Origin of the sequence: Motiliproteus sp. MSK22-1 (assembly GCF_001968815.1) — a bacterium.
Lineage (GTDB): Bacteria > Pseudomonadota > Gammaproteobacteria > Pseudomonadales > Balneatricaceae > Motiliproteus.
Genome location: NZ_MIEQ01000027.1, coordinates 82,704 through 102,379, shown reverse-complemented (window position 1 = coordinate 102,379; position 19,676 = coordinate 82,704). Strand labels below are relative to the sequence as shown.

Sequence of the window (19,676 nt, the reverse complement as noted above, 5' to 3'; positions counted from 1 at the left end):
TAAAACTATAAGCGGCGGTGCTGTGGATAAACTCCTTCCAGTTCAATGATGCGAATCTTGTCACCTTCAGATAATTTCAGCTGGTCCGCAATTTCTTTAGGCATTCCGGCTAAGCCATCCTCAGTTAAGGCCAGATCACAAAGCGTCGCCCTAAAGTTTTTCAAATCAGTATTACAGACCAGACAGGGTTGGGAGGGTGCTTCAACAGTATCCAGAGTCACTTTCTGACGTCGACTGTGACGAACGCTGTGGATGTTTTCCAGCGATGCTTCTACCGTAGGCCCACCATCAAAAATATCGATATAACCTTCGTGAGTAAAACCTTCTTTCTCTAACAGCTTCAGCGCTGGGCGGGTTTTTTCATGAACTTCTCCGATAGCAGCCTGGGCAGCAGGACTCAACAAATTCACATAGAGTGGATACTTAGGCATCAATTCAGCAATAAACACCTTATTCCCTGATCCCACCAGATAGTCCGCCTTGGGGAAGTCCATTGAAAAAAAATGCTCGCCTAACCACTCCCAGAAAGGAGAATGACCGCTAGCATCAGAAACCCCTCGCATTTCGGCAATCACTTTGGGGCTAAAGCGTTTGCTGAATTCCGCCATAAACAGAAAACGACACTTGGACAACAGACGTCCGTTAGTCCCCTTTCGGTAACTGTCACGAAGATAAAGTGTACAGACTTCAGTACTTCCCGTGTAATGGTTACAGAGAGTTAAGACTTCCATCTGGTTGTGAACGCCCAGTTCACGGGAGGAATGCACCACTTTTTCCCGGTGGTAATGGTAAAACGCTTCTTTGGTACCAACTCCTGTAGCAACCGCTGTTGTACCAACAATTTTACCCGTATCGGTGTCTTCCAACACAAAAAGATAACTTTCGTCTCCGGGTTGTTCCAGTTCTCGCTGAAATGATTCCAGAGAATTATCGATTTTCTGTTGGAGTATCCCTTCATTTAACGGCAATGAAGTGAATCCAACACCTGACTCCTCAGCAATGCCTAACAGGGCGGGAAAGTCTGCAGCAGTAATGGGACGAATCAGCATCATAATTTTATTATCCTTAACACTGAAAGGGGCCTCTAACGGCGCCCAAGGCTATTTGATTATCGATACGAGCCTTACCTAAATTAACCAGCTCAGAGCGGTGCAGTTTACCCACTCATAATTAATCAAAACTGTGCCTGATTCAGAAACAACTTTCTTTTCGATAAGCGCCTTATTATTTCAGTCCTGAGGACTTAAAGAGCAGCTTTCCCGTGATCGGCAAATCCAACAGAACAGAATCGGCAGAATCCAGTCCAGCAGAACCCGAATTCGACCAAAGTCAGACTCTGGACCAATAGCGAATTTTATAACCATTGAGGTTTTTTTTAACCAATCCTGAAAGATAACGGTATAAATATTAGTTTCATACTATTTCAGTCGACTCTCAAAAAATGCCAGTGTACGCTGCCATGCCAATTCTGCCGCCTGCTGATCGTAACGGGGAGTTGTATCATTGTGAAAGCCGTGATTAGCCCCGGCATACATATACGCCTGGTAATCTTTACCGTACTTTTTAAGGGCCTCCTCATAGGCTGGCCAGCCCGCATTGATTCGCTTGTCAAGTTCAGCATTGTGGATAAGCAGGGAGGCTTTGATATTGGCGACTTCTTCAGATTTTGGTTGACGACCATAAAAAGGTACTGCCGCTTTAAGGTAGGGCAATCGAACCGCCAAAGTGTTAGCCATTCCACCGCCAAAGCAAAAACCAACCACTCCGACCTTGCCGTTACTGTCCGGGTGGTTTTTTAAGAACTCAGCGGCAGCAACAAAATCCTCAGTGATATGGTTTCGATCCAGTTTCTTCTGCATCAGCTTGCCTTCGTCATCCGTACCGGGGTAGCCTCCAAGCGGAGTCAGGGCATCTGGCGCCAAGGCCATATAGCCAGACACCGCTAAGCGCCGGGCAACATCTTCAATATAAGGATTGAGACCTCTATTTTCATGCACCACCAGAACCACCGGCAACTTGCCGGACGAATTTGCCGGTCTTGCCAATAATCCACGCATGGTTCCAGATCCATTGGCAGACTCATACTGCTGATATTGCGCTAGAATGCGACTATCATCCGGCGATACCTGAACCGCAAGCGCATAATCAGGAAGCAGGGATTCTGCTAAAGTTGTCGCTGCTATTCCAGAAACAGTCAGCGCAGCTGCACGATCAAGAAACCCTCTGCGAGACATCGATGAGTGGACGTATTCATCATAGAGGTCAAGCAGCTTCTGATCATAATCTGTAGCCTTCTTGCGGTTCATAAGGATCCCCTCCAGTGTTAAATATCAAAGTTGGGCAGCAAACACATCTCAACAGCCTGCCAAGTTGACTTAAGTGTAGTCAGGAACCCTTAAGAAGGGGGACTGCAGCAAGAAACTCTACAGAAAGGGCTCTCAGCTTTTGTTGCGGGAAAGTTGCTTTTTTAAGGTCGGGGGAACGCCACGAATGGTAAGCGTATCAGTATCAGCGTCATAAAGAATCTGCTCTCCCAACAACATCTCAGAAAAGCTCAAACTCATGCCCTTCATCGATCCGCTATAACGAACAAACTTTTTTAAGCCGCCACGATCGGCCGGAATCTCTGATTTGAGATCCACTTCCTGCTCACTGGCATAGTTGTAAAACTTGTCAGGATCACTGGTATCCATCACACAGGACAGTTCCTGCAGGTGCACCCTGTTTCCAGACTCTACCTGTTCATTACAATATTCATACGCTTTCTGCTTAACCGCAGATGCCTGACCTGAAGGTAGATCAGCGTCAGAACAGTAATCATTGAATACTTTTAGCAGTGTCTGAGTCTGGGCTTTGGAGTCAACTTCCTCAGTACTGCCAATACATCGACGAAAGCTTTCGCTGATCTCTTTTCCGGAACGAGATTTAACAAAGGAGATAAACTGTGTGCCAGTACCCTTACTCCATTCATCCAGATTCACTTTAGCTCCCAACTGGACCTTACCAAGCTCCAGATGATGAGCTTCGTTCAATTCCAGTTGATCATCAATAATTACAGCAGGACTGGTACTGAGTACCAATAACAAAAGCTGATCAACCTCCAGTACTTCCTGTCGGGCAAAAAGCAGATAACCCGAAAAAGCTTCTGTTTGTTCATCCAGCATTTGCTTAAAACGAGTCAGTGTTGCATTGCCAAACTGCAATAAATCCAACTCACCATCAACGTAACTTTTTAACCAGCCACCGAAGGGGTACTCCTGACCATCCTCTTCAAACCCGCCATATATTTTACCAGCACGTTTGTTATAAGCAGCCGAGACTTTACTGATCAAATCATCCAGCGATGGGTTATTAGTAAGCAGAGACTGACGCGGAGAAATTTTTGCTTCTCCTCCCTCAGGCTTTTCAATGAAATGAACAATTGCCTCTTTGGTCGCCATCGTCGTAATTCTCGTCCGTAAAAAACACCCTATTATGCCAGAAACTTCAGCCAGCGGGCGCCAAATTTACTGCCATTTATCAAAGCAGCCGTCACTGGATTTTAACATCCGTTTTGTGCGCTCCTGGCGTTAAGATGCATCCTGCTCCCAAGAAGAAACCTAAGGAACCTTCGAATAAATCCATTATGTTCTCAGCGAGCCCTGGAATGGCTAAGTGCGCGAAAGACGGCGCAGCGGAATAACGGGTCCTTTTCAAGCTGTCTGACAAAACAGGATCCCTAGCCAACCAAAAAAATATTTTATTACAAAACAAACAATTACCGGAAGGCCTGCAATTATATTAAACCACACGGTTGAATTATCAACACAACGGTCTATTATTAAACCAAATGGTTGAATAAAAAGAGAACAAGGTGACCACGACAAAAACGGACCCATTGGACCAGGTATTCATGGCCCTCGCTGACGCAACCCGTCGGCAGCTGGTGCATATGCTGGCTGAAGGTGAAAAAACTATTTCGGAGCTTTCTGATCCGTTTCAAATGTCTATGGCTGCAGTATCAAAGCACGTCAAGGTATTGGAACGGGCGGGACTTGTTAAACGCCGGGTTGAAGGTCGTACTCATTACGTCAAACTTGCCCCTGAGCAGCTCACAGGAGCCCTGGACTGGATAAGTGTTTATCGCTACTTCTGGCAACAACGGATGGACGGCCTCGACCAGGTATTGAGTAAAAAAAAGTGATTAGCACTCATTAAAGTGACTAACTGATATCAAAAGAGGATTACAGCTGATGTTTCAACTCACTATCAATCGAAAATTTGACGCCCCTGTTAATAAACTGTTCGATGCCTGGTGCAAGCCTGAAGTAATCCGCCAATGGTTTGCTCCAGGCAATATGAGCGTACCTGAAGCAGAGGCAGACGTTCAGGTAGGAGGTAAGTATCGGATCGTTATGCAGGATCCTGATGACAATTCCCAGCACATCGTGGGCGGCGAGTATCAGGAAGTTGAAAATAATCAAAAGCTGGCTTTCACCTGGCAGTGGGAAGGTAGTCCCAATATTACTCATATTACACTGACCTTCAGCCCAATCGATGAAAACAGCTCTGAGCTACGCCTTTGTCATTCCGAGTTTGCAGATCAGCAAACCTGTGAAAAGCATGAAATGGGATGGAATGGCTGTCTGGCAAAGCTGATAAACCTGCAACTGCCATAGATCCGTCAGCAAGGCCCGCGCATCAGTCGTACCAGTACTGGAAAAGATGAACTTATAGAATTGCATATCTGTGCTGCTTAGTCCTATCGACAAAGCAGCACAGATATAGCAGAAGCCATTGCGAAAGTGTGCTTCAGCGTTTAAGCCACTTTACGCAAGTAGTCACAAGGTACGGAACTGATATTAGCGACCAGTGATTCGAGACTCTTCTTCGCACTGATCGGCTCTTCCAGGTAGCCGATAGACAACAAGTGCTCCAGCCCCATAAAGCCCTGTTCCGCAGGAACACTCAAATCTGTACGAATTTCGTAATCATAATCCAGTACCTTGTAGATTTTTCGGTACAGTCTTGATCGATTACTGCCAGCGACACTAAATGCATAGCTATAACCACAGGCTCTGGCATTTTGAATCATTGACAGGGCCAGCGCTTGAAGGTTCTCCATACTTCGATACTCAGGAAGCAACGCCAACCGTGTCCACTGGCAATAGGACTTACCTTCCAACGCCAGCTTTGAAAAAACTTTGAGGACCATAAAACCATTGTTTTCCAACGGTAACAGCCCAGGACTGTAAGGAGTGCTGCCGGATAACCGCGCACCTCCTATACACCGATCGCCATCACGAACAATCAATATACGTCCCCAACGATCAAAGTCATTTTCACCACCATCAAACGACTGAATACCCAGCTCTCTGCGGAAGCACTCTTCCCGGATATTATAATACTGCTCTAACAGAGCAGGTTCTTTGGAAAATTCGAAACTGATCGACACGACTACTCCTTCATTATACTGGTCCGATGAACCACCGCCCCACCACAGGATGCACAACAACACTGGATCAGCTGTGATCCAGAATGACAACTCAGATACCCTACTGAGCTGCAATCTCATATCTCAGCCTCAGTTTTGTATAACAAGATTAGCTATACAAAAACTATGCCAAATGCTGCCCTGTATGATGGTGAGGGCAAAAAACGGTCCATGTATTTCTTATTCTTTTATTAACAGCCAGTTAACAAAATTCTGCAGCGATACCCAAGACAAAAACTATCCTGGCAATACCAATTTGTCGCATTTTAGCAACACCCCTGGTAAGAAATAGCTATATCTTTCTAATTTCAACCACTTAGCCTGTATCCAAAAAGAGACAAAATGATTCTGAGTAAATCACATGCATTCAATCGACAACATCAGATCAGAAATATACCGTCAAAATGAAATAAAAACCTTGTCTATTTGCATTTTTTTTCGATGTTTTAACAAATTAATGCTTATTTGCAGAGAATTGTTGCCGTTCGTCGAAATAAAGACCCTATTTTAACTGTGTCCGCTCAGCGACAGTACAGAAAATCAGGCTACTTTAAATTGCTCGGCCTTTAACCCATGGCGCTGCAACAACTTATAAAAATCAGTGCGATTACGTTGCGCGAGAATTGCGGCTTGAGATGCGTTGCCTTCTGTCATCCGCATCACCTTTACCAGATAGTCCCTCTCGAACTGATGTCGAGCCTCATTAAATGACGGCAGATAACCCGACTCATCCGCGAGAGCCTGCCGGACTTGGCTGGCAGGAATAACCCGGGCATTGGATAAGGCTACTGTTTGCTGAACCACATTTTCCAGCTGTCGGACATTACCGGGCCAGGCAGCCCCGCTTAACAGACTAATAGCCTCCGGTGAAAACGCTGTAACCTGCCCGGCTGCCCCTTTATTAGTGTGCTTCAAGAAATGATTAGCCAACAGTGGGATATCTTCAGCTCTGTCAATAAGATCCGGTAACTTGAGATTAACAACATTCAGGCGGTAATAAAGATCCTGTCGGAAGCTCCCTTCTTCCATCCCCTTATCCAGATCCTGATGGGTCGCTGAGATAATCCGAACATCGACCGGATAGCTCCGGGTGCTGCCAACGGGCCGAACCTGCCGTTCTTGAAGGACGCGCAGCAGTTTGACCTGCAATGTCAACGGCATATCACCGATCTCATCCAGAAACAGAGTCCCTTGATGAGCGGCTCGAAAAAGGCCCTGATGTTCACTGACCGCCCCGGTGAACGCCCCTTTGACATGGCCAAACAACTCAGACTCCAACAGCGGTTCGGGAAGAGCGCTACAGTTAATAGCCACAAAGGATCTCTCTTTCCTATCGCTGGCTCGGTGAATAGCCTGAGCCAACAGCTCTTTACCGCTACCACTCGCGCCGGATATTAAAACACTGACATCGGAGTCAGCTACCTGTTGAGCCGTGCCCAGTAAACGGTCCATCACTTCGCTGCGAGACAGGATATGCTGTCGCCATTCATCATTTGGACGACCTTGCCCATTAGCACTGGAAAAGCTGAGAGCCTGGGTAATCTGGGTAAGTAACTCTTTCTTATCAAAAGGTTTAGTAAGAAATCCGAAGACCCCTTTCTGAGTGGCTGCAACGGCTTCGGAAATAGACCCCTGGGCAGTCAATATAATCATGGGAAGACCGGAATAATAATGCTGCACTTGTTCAAACAGCTCTATACCGTCCATCTCATCCATGCGTAAATCACTGATAACCAGGTCAATAGACTGGCTACGCAACACCTGCAGAGCTTCATTCCCGTTGGTTGCCGTAAAGACCTGATATTTTTCCGCTTCCAGCCTTAGAACCAGAAGCCTCATCAGGCTTGGATCATCATCGACTACTAGTAATTTGTATTGCATCTTACTCATGCTTGGCATTTGGTGCTGTTTCTTTCTCTAAAGGGTCAGAATTAGGTGTGTCTGTCGTTAATGCGCGACGAATGCTTACGCTTTTCTCCAAATTGGTCAGAGCGCGAATCTTGTCAGACAACAATTCTGCTTCTGCCTGGCTCTCCGCTAGCGCAGCAGCCATCTCCTGCTGCTCCTGTTGACCTTGTTCCAAGGCGACCAGTAATCGTGTGTACCTTGCATTTGCATTAATCATTGCCTGATTATGCTGTTGCAAGAAAGTGGCCAAAGCGACAGACTTTTCTGGAACTTCTGAATTTTTTAACAATTGACGAAGGCTGTCCCTTGCTCGAATCCAACCCAAGCGGTCTTTTAGCTGTTGATTTAACAGAGCATAACGAAACAAGTGGATAGCTTCTGTTGGTTTTTTACCGCCGAACTCTTTGAGCTGCTGCTGAGCCTGCTCTTCATTGAGGTCGATGGTTTGCTCCAGTTGATCAAACCATTTCGAAGCGATACTGTCTTCTACAGCGGGTACAGGAGCCAGAACCGGGTTGATCGTAGACAGAGGCTGGCAGCCACTCAACAGCAAACTGAGGACCAGACTCAGGGTTCCAAATCTAAACAAACAAATCGGTTTCATAAAGTCATCTCGTGGCTCGGTAGTGTTAAGCTGAAACACACCGGAAAACGATCATGGGCAACAAGATCCAATCGGCCTCCGTGGGCATTAGTGCATTCTCTAGCAACACTCAGGCCAATCCCTGAACCTTTAATAGCTCCACTTCGGCTGTTTTTCCCCTGAAAGAACGGCTCAAAAATCTGCTTGCGCTCCGCTGCTGGAATCTGCTGCCCACTGTTGCCAACTTCACAATAAAGCGCACCATCCGCTACATGCCAGCTTATAGAGACTTCCCCTTGAGAAGGGCAGTAACTGACAGCATTGGATAACAGGTTATCCAGCACCGTTTTTATTTTAGCGGTATCAGCAACCCAGCTAAGCGCCTCTCCATTACAACTGACCCTAATAGACTTCCGGGCAATGGTCATTTTATATGTGGTTAAAAGCTCCTGCCAAAGCTCAGCCACCTCAAAACGTTCAAGATTAAGCTGCTGCTGATGCAAGACCTGGTTGTAATCCAATAAGTTTTCAATCAAACGCTGTAGCTCTCTGCTGTTCTGCTGAATAATAGAAACGATCTCCAGCTGTTTAGTTTCCAAGGGCCCGACAATCCCTTCAGCCATCAGATCTGCACCTTCACGAAGACTTGCCAGCGGGGTTTTAAGTTCGTGAGACATGTGGCGTAAGAACTGCAGCTTTTGCTCGTCCAACTCATGGAGCTGCCCCCGTAACCAGTCCAACCTTTCACCCAACATCTGCATTTCCTGGGGCCCGCTAATTCGGATTTTTCGAGTCAGATCACCGGACCCTAACTGGCTGATTTCTTTCTCCAGTTGGCGGACAGGTTTATTAATCCAGTAGATAAAAAATAAAGCGGCCAATAAGGTCAGTACAGCCAACGATATAACCATCAGCAGTAGTGATGCCTTAATCTGTGAGGCTTCTTCAGTCTGCTGCTGTAACTGATCATCCACAAACTGCTGACTGGAACGGCGAAACTGGACGGAAAGATCACTGATCTCATCAAAAAGCCCTTGAATCTGCCGGGCATCGAACGGCTCTCCTGGCACAATTATCGCGAACCAAAGGCTTTCGACAGCGTCTTTGAGCGGCCCCAGCTTTTCTCTTCGCTCCTTGTCCACCAGAGGCTCCAGTTGCTGTAACTGCGCCAATATTCGCTGATGCCCCTCTTCAAAAAAAGCCAATAAGTTTTTTTCACCAAGTGCTGCGTACTGACCTGCTCGACGTTCAAGATCCAGCAAATCCGATTGCAATACCTGATTGGCCCTGGTCAGGGCCACCAGCTCATGGGTAACACGATTGTTTTTAAGCGCTTGCTGATCAAACGCTTGAACCGTGTAGAAAATTGCAACACATAGTGGCGCAATCACGGTAAAGAAGCCGATTAGCATCAGCTGGAGAATAGATCGGGGACGCCAGAACATAAGATATTTTCTAAGACTGAATGATAAGAAGTGGAAGACGCTCAAAAATTAGACAGCAAGTCTACTGTGCGCAAGAGCAGGAGTCGAGACCGAGCTTCTACAGATTTCTATAATCCGAAGTCTTCTTACACCTGAAAACAGGCATCATTTGTTGTATCCGGCTGTTTTAGTGATGAATTTAAAAAATTTCAGGTCTTGTCCACTTATTTTATCCATGTCCATCCATTTTTATCCATGTCCATCCATTTGAAGTTTCCATCGTTCTTCGGAACATTAATTACCGCTATCAACCACCCTGCCATAATGCATCTGGTTCCGAAACTGATTACATCCATATCCACCCCATAATTGGAAAAAATGGCTTCCATTGTCTACAGTCGATTTGATAGCAAAAATCAAACACACCGAGTTGTTCTGAATGTGACTGGAGCCCCTTCAGCCTGTTATCTCAGACTAGTGACTCTTGCGACTCTCTCTATAGCTCAGTTGATGATGGTTTTAAACCAGCAAGGAGCGTAGCTATGGCTAATCTAATTTTTTGCTTCGATGGAACCTGTAATGAGCCGGAAGATGCCCGGGAAGAACGCGCAGCTTTCGGGTTCGGCAGCCTTAAAGATAATAACATCACCAATGTACTGAAACTCCACCTTCTGCTCGGTGGTAATCTAAGACCTGAACCTTCAACCGACCAGACGCAACGAAGTTACTACTATTCAGGAGTTGGCACTTACGGCTCCAGAATGCAAAAATTGCGAAATATTCTCTTTGCTCCAGATAATGAAGACGTTGGCGCGATTATCAAGCGAGGCATCAAAGATCTTGTAAGAGAGTACAAAGCAGGTGATGAAGTCTATGTGTTTGGCTTTAGCCGAGGAGCGGCTATTGCTCGATGCTTTGCAGCCCGCATCCCCACAATCTGGCCAGCAGTGGCTGAGGGAGCCCCCCCAAAAATAAAATTCATGGGAGTCTTCGATACCGTCGCCTCCGTCAATAAACCCAATGTGTTCAAAGAGGAGAATAAACCCGGATCGGATGTTGTATTTGAAAATCATACGCTGGCACCCTGCGTGGAGAAGGCTTTGCATATTGTTGCACTGGATGAGCGACGCATTGCTTTTATGCCAACCCTGATCAACAAAGATGACAGAGTAACGGAAATATGGTTTCCCGGAGCACATGCAGATGTTGGTGGTGGATATCGCTATGATGGCCTTTCAGATCAAACCCTGGAATTCATGTTGGAATTTATACAGGACTCAAATTATCCTCTGATTATCGCTGATCCCAGAACCATAGATTACCCCAAACTGAGTACCGATCCTGAAATTCTGATCGAATTTGAAGATGTGATCATCCAACCCAATCCCTTAGGAAAAAGCCATGAGCAGGAAGCGCGGCTTTTCATTAAAGAAAAGGCACTAACTCATCGAAACCTCCGAGTATTAGTCAATGGGGTAACGAGCGTTCACCGCCCGGTGCTTCATCATTCAGTACTGGATCGTCTCTACTATGACCCGCTGTATAATCCTGAACCCTTACTCCAGGAAAGTCTGATCAACCCTTATTCCAATCAACCGATCCGCTTTGATATTCAGCACAGTGACGGAAGCATCCAGCCTCCGCCGGCCCCCTCACTGAAACAGTTAAGAAAACAACCACGACGTCCACTGACCAAGCTACAGACAGGCGTTCCCGCTACAGTAAAGGTGTACGCCAATCAACTGTACAACGCCAGTGGCATCATGCTGGAAAAAGGAAAAAGCTATCGGTTTTCCATCGTGGATGGCCAGCATTGGTTCGACAGCGACATAGACTGTGGACCAGAAGGCTGGAACAGTGCGAATGAAATATCAGGCTTTGTAAAACGAAGCTTAATAGCATTCTACGAAAATGATAAACGAGTTCCGGAAGGCAAATGGTTCGAACTGTGCGGCACAATAAACTGTTCTGATGATCATGCCTTCCGCATATTAAATTACCTGGCAGATGACTCTGTTTACAAGCCTGCAGTGAGTGGTGAACTCTGTTCTTTTGCCAATGATCTGGTTGATTTTTATGGCAACAATATGGGGCTGATTAAGTACAGCGTTACACTGGTTTGATGTTTACTCGTAAAAACCAACCAGCAACAATAACCTTAAGAGAAAGCTGAACACTCAACCAATCAGTCTCTTAAGACCCGGGCTTTCAGAGAGATATCTACAGGTTGCTATTGCCTGTCGAAATCGTTAGCACCGAAATAACTGGTGTCAAACAGCAATCTCTCTGAAAGTCGATCATACCGTTAATCCGTTATCAGCTGATTCGCATCATATGCCGATATATGGGCATTTTCGCAAATACTTCATCATTGCATGGATATTAAATATTGTGCAGATATTAAAGAACGTAAAGGTACTCAGAAAACAGTAGCTTTTCCAAAACCGCCGCCCCATCCGGATCATCGGCCCAAGGCAATATTTGCGCTACAGACATTTCGTTCTGGTCACAAAGAAGCTCCACTAACGGGCGCATTTCCAAAGGACAGTTAAAACTATGGCCGTGAACAAACAATTGCAGTAGCCCACCACTCAAACTATAAGCAAAGCGAATTCCCTCTCCCCGTCTTAGTATTCCATCTGGTTGCATTTTCAGTTCTTCAACAGGATCACCTGAATCCTCCGGCGTAGCCTCTTGCTGATTTTCAGGATACTTAGGTTCGGTAACAAAGCGTCCAAACCAGCGAGCCAGATTTTCACGATCCTCCACAAATTCACGGAACATAGACTGCACTCGCTGCAAATCTGAATTACAAATTTCTCCTGAGCTGTTGCGCAGGCTTAAATCAGGATCCGAGTAACGATCAGTATCTTTTAGCTGCCAGCCACAAAAATTTGCGAAATGCATAAGCATATCGCCGTTTTGTGGCGCCCGATAACCCACTGAATAGGTTACACAATCATCGCTGACGGCCACTCCGTTATGACCAACACGAGGAGGCAGATACAGCATATCTCCAGGGTTAAGAACCCAGCTTTGCTCTGGCTGCCACTGACTTAAAATACGTACCGGTTTGCCAGGCAAAAACTCACTATCCTGATCATAGAGTCCACCAATCTCCCACCGGCGCTGTCCAGCCGCCTGTAACAGGAAAACATCATAGTTGTCATAGTGCGGCCCTACTCCCCCGCCCGGTGCAGCATAACTGACCATCAGATCATCCAGTCGCCAACTGGGAATAAAACGGAATTGTTCAACAAGATCTGCGGCCTCCGGCACCCAGTGGTCCACTCCCTGCACCAATAAAGTCCAGTGATCCTGAGGTAACTCAGAAAAAAGGCTCTCCTCAAAAGGTCCGTGCTTTAGCTGCCAGTCACCCGTTTCCGGTGTCTCAATTAACAATCTTGACTCAACTTCTGATTCACAGGCCAGACCAGCCAATTCATCAGGAGTTACCGGCGCTTCAAAATCAGTAAATGCCTGACGGATCAACAGTGGTTTTTTGTGCCAGTATTCGGAGATGAAGGTTTCGATTGGCATATCGCCAAGGTGACTTAAAGGAGGGGGGGTTGGCATTGGGAGTCCAGGTCTCAAAGTTTATCAGGCTGTTTATCGGCGCATTATACTGATTGCCCCGGTCAACAGATAGCCTGATTTGTATTCACCAATCTGTAAAAAATCGCTTGAGCTTCAGGTTGCCAAAATTAGGTGAGCCTCGGCTGTTGCCGGAAACAACAACCTGTTCTGTTTTTCAGCTCATACCAGAAAATGGGTGGGAGGTGGTGTTGAGCCGAGAATCTCCGCCAGTAGTTTCAAACCATATTTAATACGGTAACGGCTACACTCCATACCCAGACTGATTCTGATACGATTCAGACGCTGCGTCTGATCCACGACAAAAGGCTGATAACCCGTGACTAGCAGATTACCCTTCTGGGCAGTTGCCACCAGCTTATCCGCCCCCCAGCCTTCCGGCAGGTGCAACCAGATATGCATTCCATTGGGATGGTAGTCATACTCGAACCCTGCCAAAACCTTTCTGGCCAGACGCTGTCTGGCAGAAAATTCCTGCTGTTCAAATTCAATCAGTCGCTTCAGAGTTCCATCGTTAATCCAGAGAGAGGCAATTTCAAATGGCATCGGTGTTGCCATCCAGCTGGTTGCAGCCAGGCGACTGATGGTATGTTGCAAAAGATGCCGTGGTGCCACCATAAAGCCGGTCCGCATACCCGGTGCCACAGTTTTGGTCAGACTGGTAATGTAAAACGCCTGATCCGGAAGAAAACTGGACAACGGCGGAGTTCTATCAGGCTCCAGGGCGCCATATACATCATCTTCGATCACCAGTACCCGGTGCTTGCGAGCAATATCAGCAATGTGCTGTCGACGCGTTAAACTCATATGTGAACTGGTGGGGTTACTCATACTCGGCGTACAACAAAGTACTTTAATGACCTTCTGTTTACATGCCTCCTCAAAGGCTTCAGGAATAATCCCTTCGTGATCCGTCGCCAACCCGCACAGCTTAAACTTCAATATGTTTGAACGGGCTATAAGCCCATGGTCAACCAGGTTTTCACAGGCTACCAGATCACCCGGTTGTACCACGGTTCCCAACGCCAGCATTAACCCGTGAGAAGCGCCGTTGCAGAGAACAATACGGTCCGTTTCCACAGGAATTTTCTGGCTCTCCAGCCATTTAGCAGCCGCTTCCACATGGTGTTTTTGTCCCTGAACCGGCCTGGCTGCACGAATCAACGCATCGGTATCACTTTGCGCCATTTTCAGCAGAGCTTCTTTGAAAAGCTGGGAGTGCTGAGCAGTGCATACAGGATGAGCAATAGACAAATCGATTGCCCGCCCTTCAGTATCCTTGTCTTCCACTAACAAAAACTCTGTTTCCTGCTCTACCTCATAACTGTTTACAAAAGTGCCACTACCGACCCAGGCGCGGACAAAACCTTTTTTCTCTGCATAGGCATAAGCATTACTCACTGTCTGTACGCTGACTTCCAGCTGTTCTGCCAGCTCCCGATGAGTGGGCAATCGAGCCCCGGAAGGCAGATCACCACTGGCAATTGCTTTCTCCAGTGCCTCAGAAATAGCCAGATATTTGGGAATTCCTGCGGTCATTAACGGTTTTAGATTAATTGTCATAGTACAAAGAATTTATTGACCTGAAATATTGTATTGGTGTGTACTGATAAAACATCTCTCTATATTAGGACAATACATCAGCACTTGCTACAAAAGCGCTCAACACAGAGTTTCCAATGCAGGACAACAAAAATGGATGACAGTGTATTGAATTTCTCCCGGGAGGAATTTGCCTTAAGACTCGGTAAGGTTCGAGAGGCAATGGCCCAACACCAGATCGATACCCTGATCGTGCATGACCCTTCAAATATGGCCTGGCTGACAGGCTATGATGGCTGGTCATTCTACACACCTCAGGCAGTCATCGTTGGTCCCGACGGAGCCCCTGTATGGTACGGCCGTCAGATGGATAGTAATGGAGCCCGTCGCAGGGTTTATATGGAAGAAGAAAACATTCTCAGCTACCCGGATCATTACGTTATGAATCCCCCTCATCATGCGATGGAGCACCTGGCTAACCGGATTCTTAGTCAAAGAGGCTGGAACCGTGGCCAGATTGGTGTGGAAATGGACAACTACTATTTCAGCCCTACGGCTTACCTTTCTCTGAAAGATAACCTGCCAAAAGCTGAGTTAAGCGATACCACGGGATTGGTGAACTGGTGCAGAGCGGTTAAATCCGACCGGGAAATCAACTACATGCGAATAGCAGCCCGTATTGTCGAAAACATGCACCGTGCCGTTCTGGAAATGATTGAACCAGGCTTGCCGAAAAACAAGCTGGTCGGAGAGATCTACAAAGTTGCCATGGCAGGCCACGATGGCCATTTCGGCGACTACCCGGCCATCGTCCCGATGCTACCCTCCGGTAAAGATGCATCGGCCCCCCATCTGACCTGGGATGATACCCCGTTCAAAAACAATGAAGGCACCTTCTTTGAGTTGGCAGGATGCCATAAGCGTTATCACTGCCCCCTGTCCCGAACCCTATTTCTCGGTGAACCGACAGCTGATTTCCGTCGCGCGGAAGAGGCTTTGAATGAAGGATTGGAAGCGGGACTTGCGGCGGCAAAGCCTGGCAATCGCTGCGCCGACATTGCAGATGCACTGAACGACGCACTGATCAAATTCGGGTTTGATCGCGGTGCTACCCGCTGTGGTTACCCTATCGGTCTGAGTTACCCCCCTGACTGGGGTGAACGCACGATGAGCCTGCGAGGATCTGATAAGACGATTATCAAACCCGGAATGACATTCCACTTTATGCCAGGCCTGTGGCTGGATGACTGGGGTATAGAGACAACCGAGAGCATTGTCATCACCGATACGGGTGCAGAACCCCTCTGTAACTATCCCCGCAAACTTTTTGTAAAGAACTGAAGATAAAAAACACGGATCGATAAAGGTTATGCAGTCATGCAAAAGACTATCAATACAGACGCGATAATGAACACTGCAACGACGACGCCTGCTACAACAATAACCCCTACCGTCGATTTCAACCTTGACGGGAAACAACATGGGTTCCTGAAGCTACCGCACTCTCACGACGATTCGGCCTGGGGCTGCATTATGATCCCAATCACCGTAGTCAAAAATGGTAAAGGCCCTACGGCGCTGCTCAGTGGAGGCAATCATGGGGATGAATATGAAGGTATAACCGGATTACTGAAACTTGCCAATGAGTTAGAAGCAGACCAGATCAACGGACGAGTCATTATTGTACCGGCTATGAATTACCCCGCTGTGCTGAACGGTAGCAGAACATCACCAATAGATCAGGGCAATATGAACCGCTCTTTTCCTGGCGATCCGCAGGGCAGCATCACTGAACGTATTGCCGACTATTTTACTCGCTATCTTGTTCCGCTTTGTGACTATGCTCTGGATATACACTCCGGGGGAAAAACGCTGGATATCATCCCTTTTGCCGCTGCCCACAGATTACCGGACAGCGCGCAAGAAGCCGCTTGTATCGAAGGGGCCAAACTTTTCGGCGCCCCTGATGCGCTGACACTGTTTGAACTGGATGCATCGTCCCTGTACGACACAGCGGTAGAAAACCAGGGTAAGGTCTTTGTCACCACGGAACTCTGTGGTGGCGGTACCAGTACGCCCGAAACAGTTGCTATGGCTGATCGGGGAATCCGCAATTTTCTGATCTTCGCCGGTATCACCAAGGGTGAATACCACCTTCCCCCAGTAACCCGAATACTCGATATACCAGACGCAAGCTGCTACCTGCTCAGCGAACACCAGGGAGTGCTTGAGATGTGCGTTTCACTCGGAGACAAAATACGTAAAGGAGATCTGATTGCACGGATTCATACCCTGGAACGCACAGGAGAGCGACCCAAAGAGTACTTTTCGAAACGAGGGGGAGTGCTGGCAGCACGACGGCACCCGGCCTTGATAAGCATGGGGGATACCTTTGCAGTAATTGCCACAGACCTGAACAGTGCTTGCCTGCAAAGTGAGCCTATTTGAAACCCGAGAACCGATGACTACCTGAACAGATACGCCATGGAGAAACAGATAATGACTTCTGATAGCAGTGATACAGTTAATAACAGTGATGCAGTTAACAGCAGTGATACGCTCGGTATCAACCAATCCCCTGATGCCTGCAATAAGGTTGACACTCAAAAAATCCTGGAGATTGATCGAAACAACGTTTTTCATTCCTCCACTCACCTTAAACAATACGCTACAGGAGAGCTACCCGGACGAATCATCACCGGTGGCAGTGGTATCCGCATCAGGGATTCCGAAGGTACTGAACTAATTGATGCCTTTGCTGGCCTGTATTGTGTCAATATCGGTTATGGCCGTACCGAAATGGCGGAAGCAATCTATGAGCAAGCCAAGAAATTAGCTTACTACCACACTTACGTCGGCCACACTAACGAAGCATTGGTCGAACTGTCCGAGCGGATTATCAACATGGCGCCGGTGGGGATGAGCAAAGTTTACTACGGCATGTCCGGTAGCGATGCAAACGAAACCCAACTTAAACTGGTCTGGTATTACAACAATGCCCGAGGCCTGCCAGAGAAGAAAAAGATCATATCCAGAGACCGCGGCTATCACGGCTCCAGCATTGCTTCAGGCTCAATGACCGGTTTGCCCTTATTTCACAACTATTTTGACCTCCCTCTGGATCGTATCAAACACACCATCGCACCTCACTATTATCGTCGTGAAGACGATAATATGAGCGAGTTGGAGTTTTCCAGACACTGCGCAGCAAAGTTAGAAGAGATGATACTGGCAGAGGGGCCAGAAACCGTTGCAGCAATGATTGGCGAGCCGGTACTGGGAACTGGTGGAATTATTCCTCCACCAGAAGGCTACTGGGCTGAAATTCGTAAGGTTCTGGACAAATACGATGTATTGCTGATTGCCGATGAGGTGGTATGTGGGTTCGGTCGACTGGGATCTGACTTTGGTTCCATTCACTACGATATGAAACCCGACCTGATGACAATAGCGAAAGGCCTGACCTCAGCCTACCAACCACTGTCAGGTGTCATCGTCGGCGAAAAAGTATGGAATGTACTGGAAGAGGGTACCGATCAATGGGGTGCAATGGGTCACGGTTATACCTATTCAGGCCATCCGATAGGGGCAGCATCTGCCATATGCAATCTGAATATAATTGAACGGGAAAACCTGGTCGGAAATGCCCGAGATACCGGTGCTTATTTACAGCAACGGATGCAGGAAACCTTTGCCAATCACCCGCTTGTGGGAGAAAGCCGCGGTGTAGGCTTGCTACATGCATTGGAGTTTTCAAGCAATAAAACCAACCGCGAGCATTTCGATCCAAATCTCAAAGTCGGTCCCCAGATCGCCGCCGCCTGCCTGGAAGAAGGCCTGATTGCTCGCGCTATGCCGCAAGGGGACATTCTTGGCTTTGCCCCTCCTCTGGTCATCAGCCCGGCCGAAGTGGATTCCATCGTTGAACGAGCCGAACGGGCAATTAATAAAGTCACTGACAAGCTGATTACTGCCGGAGAGTGGACTGCCAAATGACCGCAACAAACTAATATATAACACAGCTTTATATAACAGAGTAGTGCATATAAGAGAAATGCATATAAGAGCAATATATAAGAGCAATAAAGGCTCTGAATTTAAGCCAGAGCCTTCAACTCTGGAATTCAGACCCAGAATGCAGAATCGTTGCACTGAGAGTGTCGACCCTCAGTGCAACCTGATATGCGCTTATTCACTGGATCAACGCCACCCCCATTTGTGGTAGAGACTTTCCATCGAACCGTCTTCCCGTAGTTGCTGAAGAGCCTCCCAAATGGCATCGACCTGAGGCTGATTATCGGCGTAGTATTTTTTACCAAAGACTAAATAGCCGTTAGACTGCCGATAGGGTAAAGGATGCTTTTGGACATGAGCAAAAGACTCAGGATTGGCCAGAATGATTTTGTCACAAAGGTCTCGAAAGCAAACCGCAGCATCAATTCTTTTCCCTTCGACCATTTTCATCAGCTGTTCATTATTTCTGGAGTTAAAAACGCTGTAACCCTGTTGCTGCAACTGCTCGGTTTGCATATCACCAAAACTGGCTCCAATCGAGACCTTACCAGCATCAGTGGTTTCATTAACGACTAGTTTCTTTCCATCCCAGGATACCGCGCTACCTTGGCGAGAATACAGCCAATAACTAACACTGGATATCGCTTGTGAGAAGTTAACTTCACCATCAGACAAAACAGGATAGGCTCCCCATTCTGCTCGTTCTTCAGTATAGCCGGTAACAAAAACGGCATCGGCAACACCTCGTTCAGTAAGTTTAAGAGCCCTAACCCAAGGTAAACGAGCATAAGCAAAACGAATTTGTAATTTGTCTGCTACCAGCCGAAGTTGCTCTATTCGCAAGCCGGGTTTGTTCCAGTCAATCTGATCGCCGGTGGTATAAATCAGGGGAGCCTTGGGTAAATCAGAGGTAGCAAGGTAGACTGTTGGCCCTTGATTATGAATCATAGGATCCACTGTAAATGGTTCTTTGGCAGCGGCAAACAAAGGGGCAATAAAAACGACTAAGGCAATGATAAGCCTGATAAGTGCCAACTTCCCCATAGCATACTCCCACCCTATACAGTGAATATTTGTTCTTTACAGGGCGACGGGAGCAAACCACCCATGGCCCACGCCCGTTACTCTAAGTTTAGTC

16 protein-coding genes are annotated in these 19,676 nt (G+C 47.2%); 6 read left to right on the top strand and 10 right to left on the bottom strand.

The window, feature by feature from the left end:
* Window positions 1-5: 5 nt before the first annotated feature.
* The 3 genes from astA to BGP75_RS06625 form a co-directional block, all read right to left on the bottom strand.
* On the bottom strand, window positions 6-1,052 hold the full coding sequence (gene astA, locus BGP75_RS06635; protein ID WP_076716852.1) for an arginine N-succinyltransferase: 1,047 nt from the start codon (window positions 1,050-1,052) through the stop codon (window positions 6-8).
* A 366-nt stretch (window positions 1,053-1,418) separates the two neighbouring features.
* Window positions 1,419-2,306 (bottom strand): dienelactone hydrolase family protein, encoded by an 888-nt coding sequence (locus BGP75_RS06630; protein WP_076716849.1) that lies wholly within the window; start codon window positions 2,304-2,306, stop codon window positions 1,419-1,421.
* A 132-nt stretch (window positions 2,307-2,438) separates the two neighbouring features.
* Window positions 2,439-3,440: a nucleoid-associated protein gene (locus BGP75_RS06625; protein WP_076716847.1), complete on the bottom strand. Its 1,002-nt coding sequence runs from the start codon at window positions 3,438-3,440 to the stop codon at window positions 2,439-2,441.
* 413 nt (window positions 3,441-3,853) lie between these two features.
* Between BGP75_RS06625 and BGP75_RS06620 the strand changes: the two genes are divergently transcribed.
* Window positions 3,854-4,183, top strand: coding sequence for a helix-turn-helix transcriptional regulator (locus tag BGP75_RS06620; protein WP_233152861.1), 330 nt, complete (start codon window positions 3,854-3,856; stop codon window positions 4,181-4,183).
* A gap of 49 nt (window positions 4,184-4,232) precedes the next feature.
* Entirely contained in the window at window positions 4,233-4,658 is a 426-nt protein-coding gene (locus BGP75_RS06615) for an SRPBCC domain-containing protein (RefSeq protein ID WP_076716842.1), read from the top strand.
* Window positions 4,659-4,798: 140 nt separating this feature from the next.
* Here BGP75_RS06615 and BGP75_RS06610 read toward each other — a convergent pair whose 3' ends face one another.
* The 4 genes from BGP75_RS06610 to BGP75_RS06595 all read right to left on the bottom strand — a co-directional run bounded on the left by BGP75_RS06610 (window position 4,799) and on the right by BGP75_RS06595 (window position 9,409).
* The gene (locus BGP75_RS06610; RefSeq protein ID WP_076716839.1) at window positions 4,799-5,434 is read right to left on the bottom strand and encodes a hypothetical protein; all 636 of its coding nucleotides are present in this window, start codon (window positions 5,432-5,434) and stop codon (window positions 4,799-4,801) included.
* A gap of 579 nt (window positions 5,435-6,013) precedes the next feature.
* Window positions 6,014-7,363: a sigma 54-interacting transcriptional regulator gene (locus tag BGP75_RS06605; RefSeq protein ID WP_076716837.1), complete on the bottom strand. Its 1,350-nt coding sequence runs from the start codon at window positions 7,361-7,363 to the stop codon at window positions 6,014-6,016.
* Window positions 7,356-7,985: a hypothetical protein gene (locus BGP75_RS06600; RefSeq protein WP_076716834.1), complete on the bottom strand. Its 630-nt coding sequence runs from the start codon at window positions 7,983-7,985 to the stop codon at window positions 7,356-7,358. Before BGP75_RS06600 ends, BGP75_RS06605 begins: the two co-directional genes overlap by 8 nt.
* Window positions 7,982-9,409, bottom strand: coding sequence for a HAMP domain-containing sensor histidine kinase (locus BGP75_RS06595; protein WP_076716832.1), 1,428 nt, complete (start codon window positions 9,407-9,409; stop codon window positions 7,982-7,984). Before BGP75_RS06595 ends, BGP75_RS06600 begins: the two co-directional genes overlap by 4 nt.
* A gap of 521 nt (window positions 9,410-9,930) precedes the next feature.
* Here BGP75_RS06595 and BGP75_RS06590 point away from each other — a divergent pair.
* Entirely contained in the window at window positions 9,931-11,511 is a 1,581-nt protein-coding gene (locus tag BGP75_RS06590; protein ID WP_076716830.1) for a DUF2235 domain-containing protein, read from the top strand.
* A gap of 277 nt (window positions 11,512-11,788) precedes the next feature.
* Here BGP75_RS06590 and BGP75_RS06585 read toward each other — a convergent pair whose 3' ends face one another.
* Window positions 11,789-12,964 carry a cupin domain-containing protein gene (locus BGP75_RS06585; protein WP_076716827.1) on the bottom strand — a complete coding sequence of 392 codons (1,176 nt, stop codon included), beginning with the start codon at window positions 12,962-12,964 and terminating at the stop codon, window positions 11,789-11,791.
* Between the two features lie 180 nt (window positions 12,965-13,144).
* Entirely contained in the window at window positions 13,145-14,545 is a 1,401-nt protein-coding gene (locus BGP75_RS06580) for a PLP-dependent aminotransferase family protein (protein WP_198939286.1), read from the bottom strand.
* A 132-nt stretch (window positions 14,546-14,677) separates the two neighbouring features.
* On the opposite strand from BGP75_RS06580, the gene doeA reads away from it, so the two are divergent.
* From doeA to BGP75_RS06565, 3 genes are all read left to right on the top strand, one after another.
* Window positions 14,678-15,865 carry an ectoine hydrolase DoeA gene (doeA, locus tag BGP75_RS06575; protein ID WP_076716825.1) on the top strand — a complete coding sequence of 396 codons (1,188 nt, stop codon included), beginning with the start codon at window positions 14,678-14,680 and terminating at the stop codon, window positions 15,863-15,865.
* Between the two features lie 66 nt (window positions 15,866-15,931).
* Window positions 15,932-16,972, top strand: a complete 1,041-nt coding sequence (doeB, locus tag BGP75_RS06570) for a N(2)-acetyl-L-2,4-diaminobutanoate deacetylase DoeB (protein ID WP_076717606.1) — start codon at window positions 15,932-15,934, stop codon at window positions 16,970-16,972.
* A gap of 51 nt (window positions 16,973-17,023) precedes the next feature.
* On the top strand, window positions 17,024-18,520 hold the full coding sequence (locus tag BGP75_RS06565) for an aspartate aminotransferase family protein (RefSeq protein WP_083704663.1): 1,497 nt from the start codon (window positions 17,024-17,026) through the stop codon (window positions 18,518-18,520).
* 204 nt (window positions 18,521-18,724) lie between these two features.
* Here BGP75_RS06565 and BGP75_RS06560 read toward each other — a convergent pair whose 3' ends face one another.
* Window positions 18,725-19,582 (bottom strand): ABC transporter substrate-binding protein, encoded by an 858-nt coding sequence (locus tag BGP75_RS06560; RefSeq protein ID WP_076716823.1) that lies wholly within the window; start codon window positions 19,580-19,582, stop codon window positions 18,725-18,727.
* Window positions 19,583-19,676 lie beyond the last annotated feature (94 nt).

Excerpts from the sequence above, each read along its gene's own strand:
- astA (WP_076716852.1), bottom strand. The coding sequence starts at position 1,052 with ATGATGCTGATTCGTCCCATTACTGCTGCAGACTTTCCCGCCCTGTTA.
- BGP75_RS06630 (WP_076716849.1), bottom strand. The coding sequence starts at position 2,306 with ATGAACCGCAAGAAGGCTACAGATTATGATCAGAAGCTGCTTGACCTC.
- BGP75_RS06625 (WP_076716847.1), bottom strand. The coding sequence starts at position 3,440 with ATGGCGACCAAAGAGGCAATTGTTCATTTCATTGAAAAGCCTGAGGGA.
- BGP75_RS06615 (WP_076716842.1), top strand. The coding sequence starts at position 4,233 with ATGTTTCAACTCACTATCAATCGAAAATTTGACGCCCCTGTTAATAAA.
- BGP75_RS06605 (WP_076716837.1), bottom strand. The coding sequence starts at position 7,363 with ATGAGTAAGATGCAATACAAATTACTAGTAGTCGATGATGATCCAAGC.
- BGP75_RS06600 (WP_076716834.1), bottom strand. The coding sequence starts at position 7,985 with ATGAAACCGATTTGTTTGTTTAGATTTGGAACCCTGAGTCTGGTCCTC.
- BGP75_RS06595 (WP_076716832.1), bottom strand. The coding sequence starts at position 9,409 with ATGTTCTGGCGTCCCCGATCTATTCTCCAGCTGATGCTAATCGGCTTC.
- BGP75_RS06590 (WP_076716830.1), top strand. The coding sequence starts at position 9,931 with ATGGCTAATCTAATTTTTTGCTTCGATGGAACCTGTAATGAGCCGGAA.
- BGP75_RS06585 (WP_076716827.1), bottom strand. The coding sequence starts at position 12,964 with ATGCCAACCCCCCCTCCTTTAAGTCACCTTGGCGATATGCCAATCGAA.
- BGP75_RS06580 (WP_198939286.1), bottom strand. The coding sequence starts at position 14,545 with ATGACAATTAATCTAAAACCGTTAATGACCGCAGGAATTCCCAAATAT.
- doeA (WP_076716825.1), top strand. The coding sequence starts at position 14,678 with ATGGATGACAGTGTATTGAATTTCTCCCGGGAGGAATTTGCCTTAAGA.
- doeB (WP_076717606.1), top strand. The coding sequence starts at position 15,932 with ATGAACACTGCAACGACGACGCCTGCTACAACAATAACCCCTACCGTC.
- BGP75_RS06565 (WP_083704663.1), top strand. The coding sequence starts at position 17,024 with ATGACTTCTGATAGCAGTGATACAGTTAATAACAGTGATGCAGTTAAC.
- BGP75_RS06560 (WP_076716823.1), bottom strand. The coding sequence starts at position 19,582 with ATGGGGAAGTTGGCACTTATCAGGCTTATCATTGCCTTAGTCGTTTTT.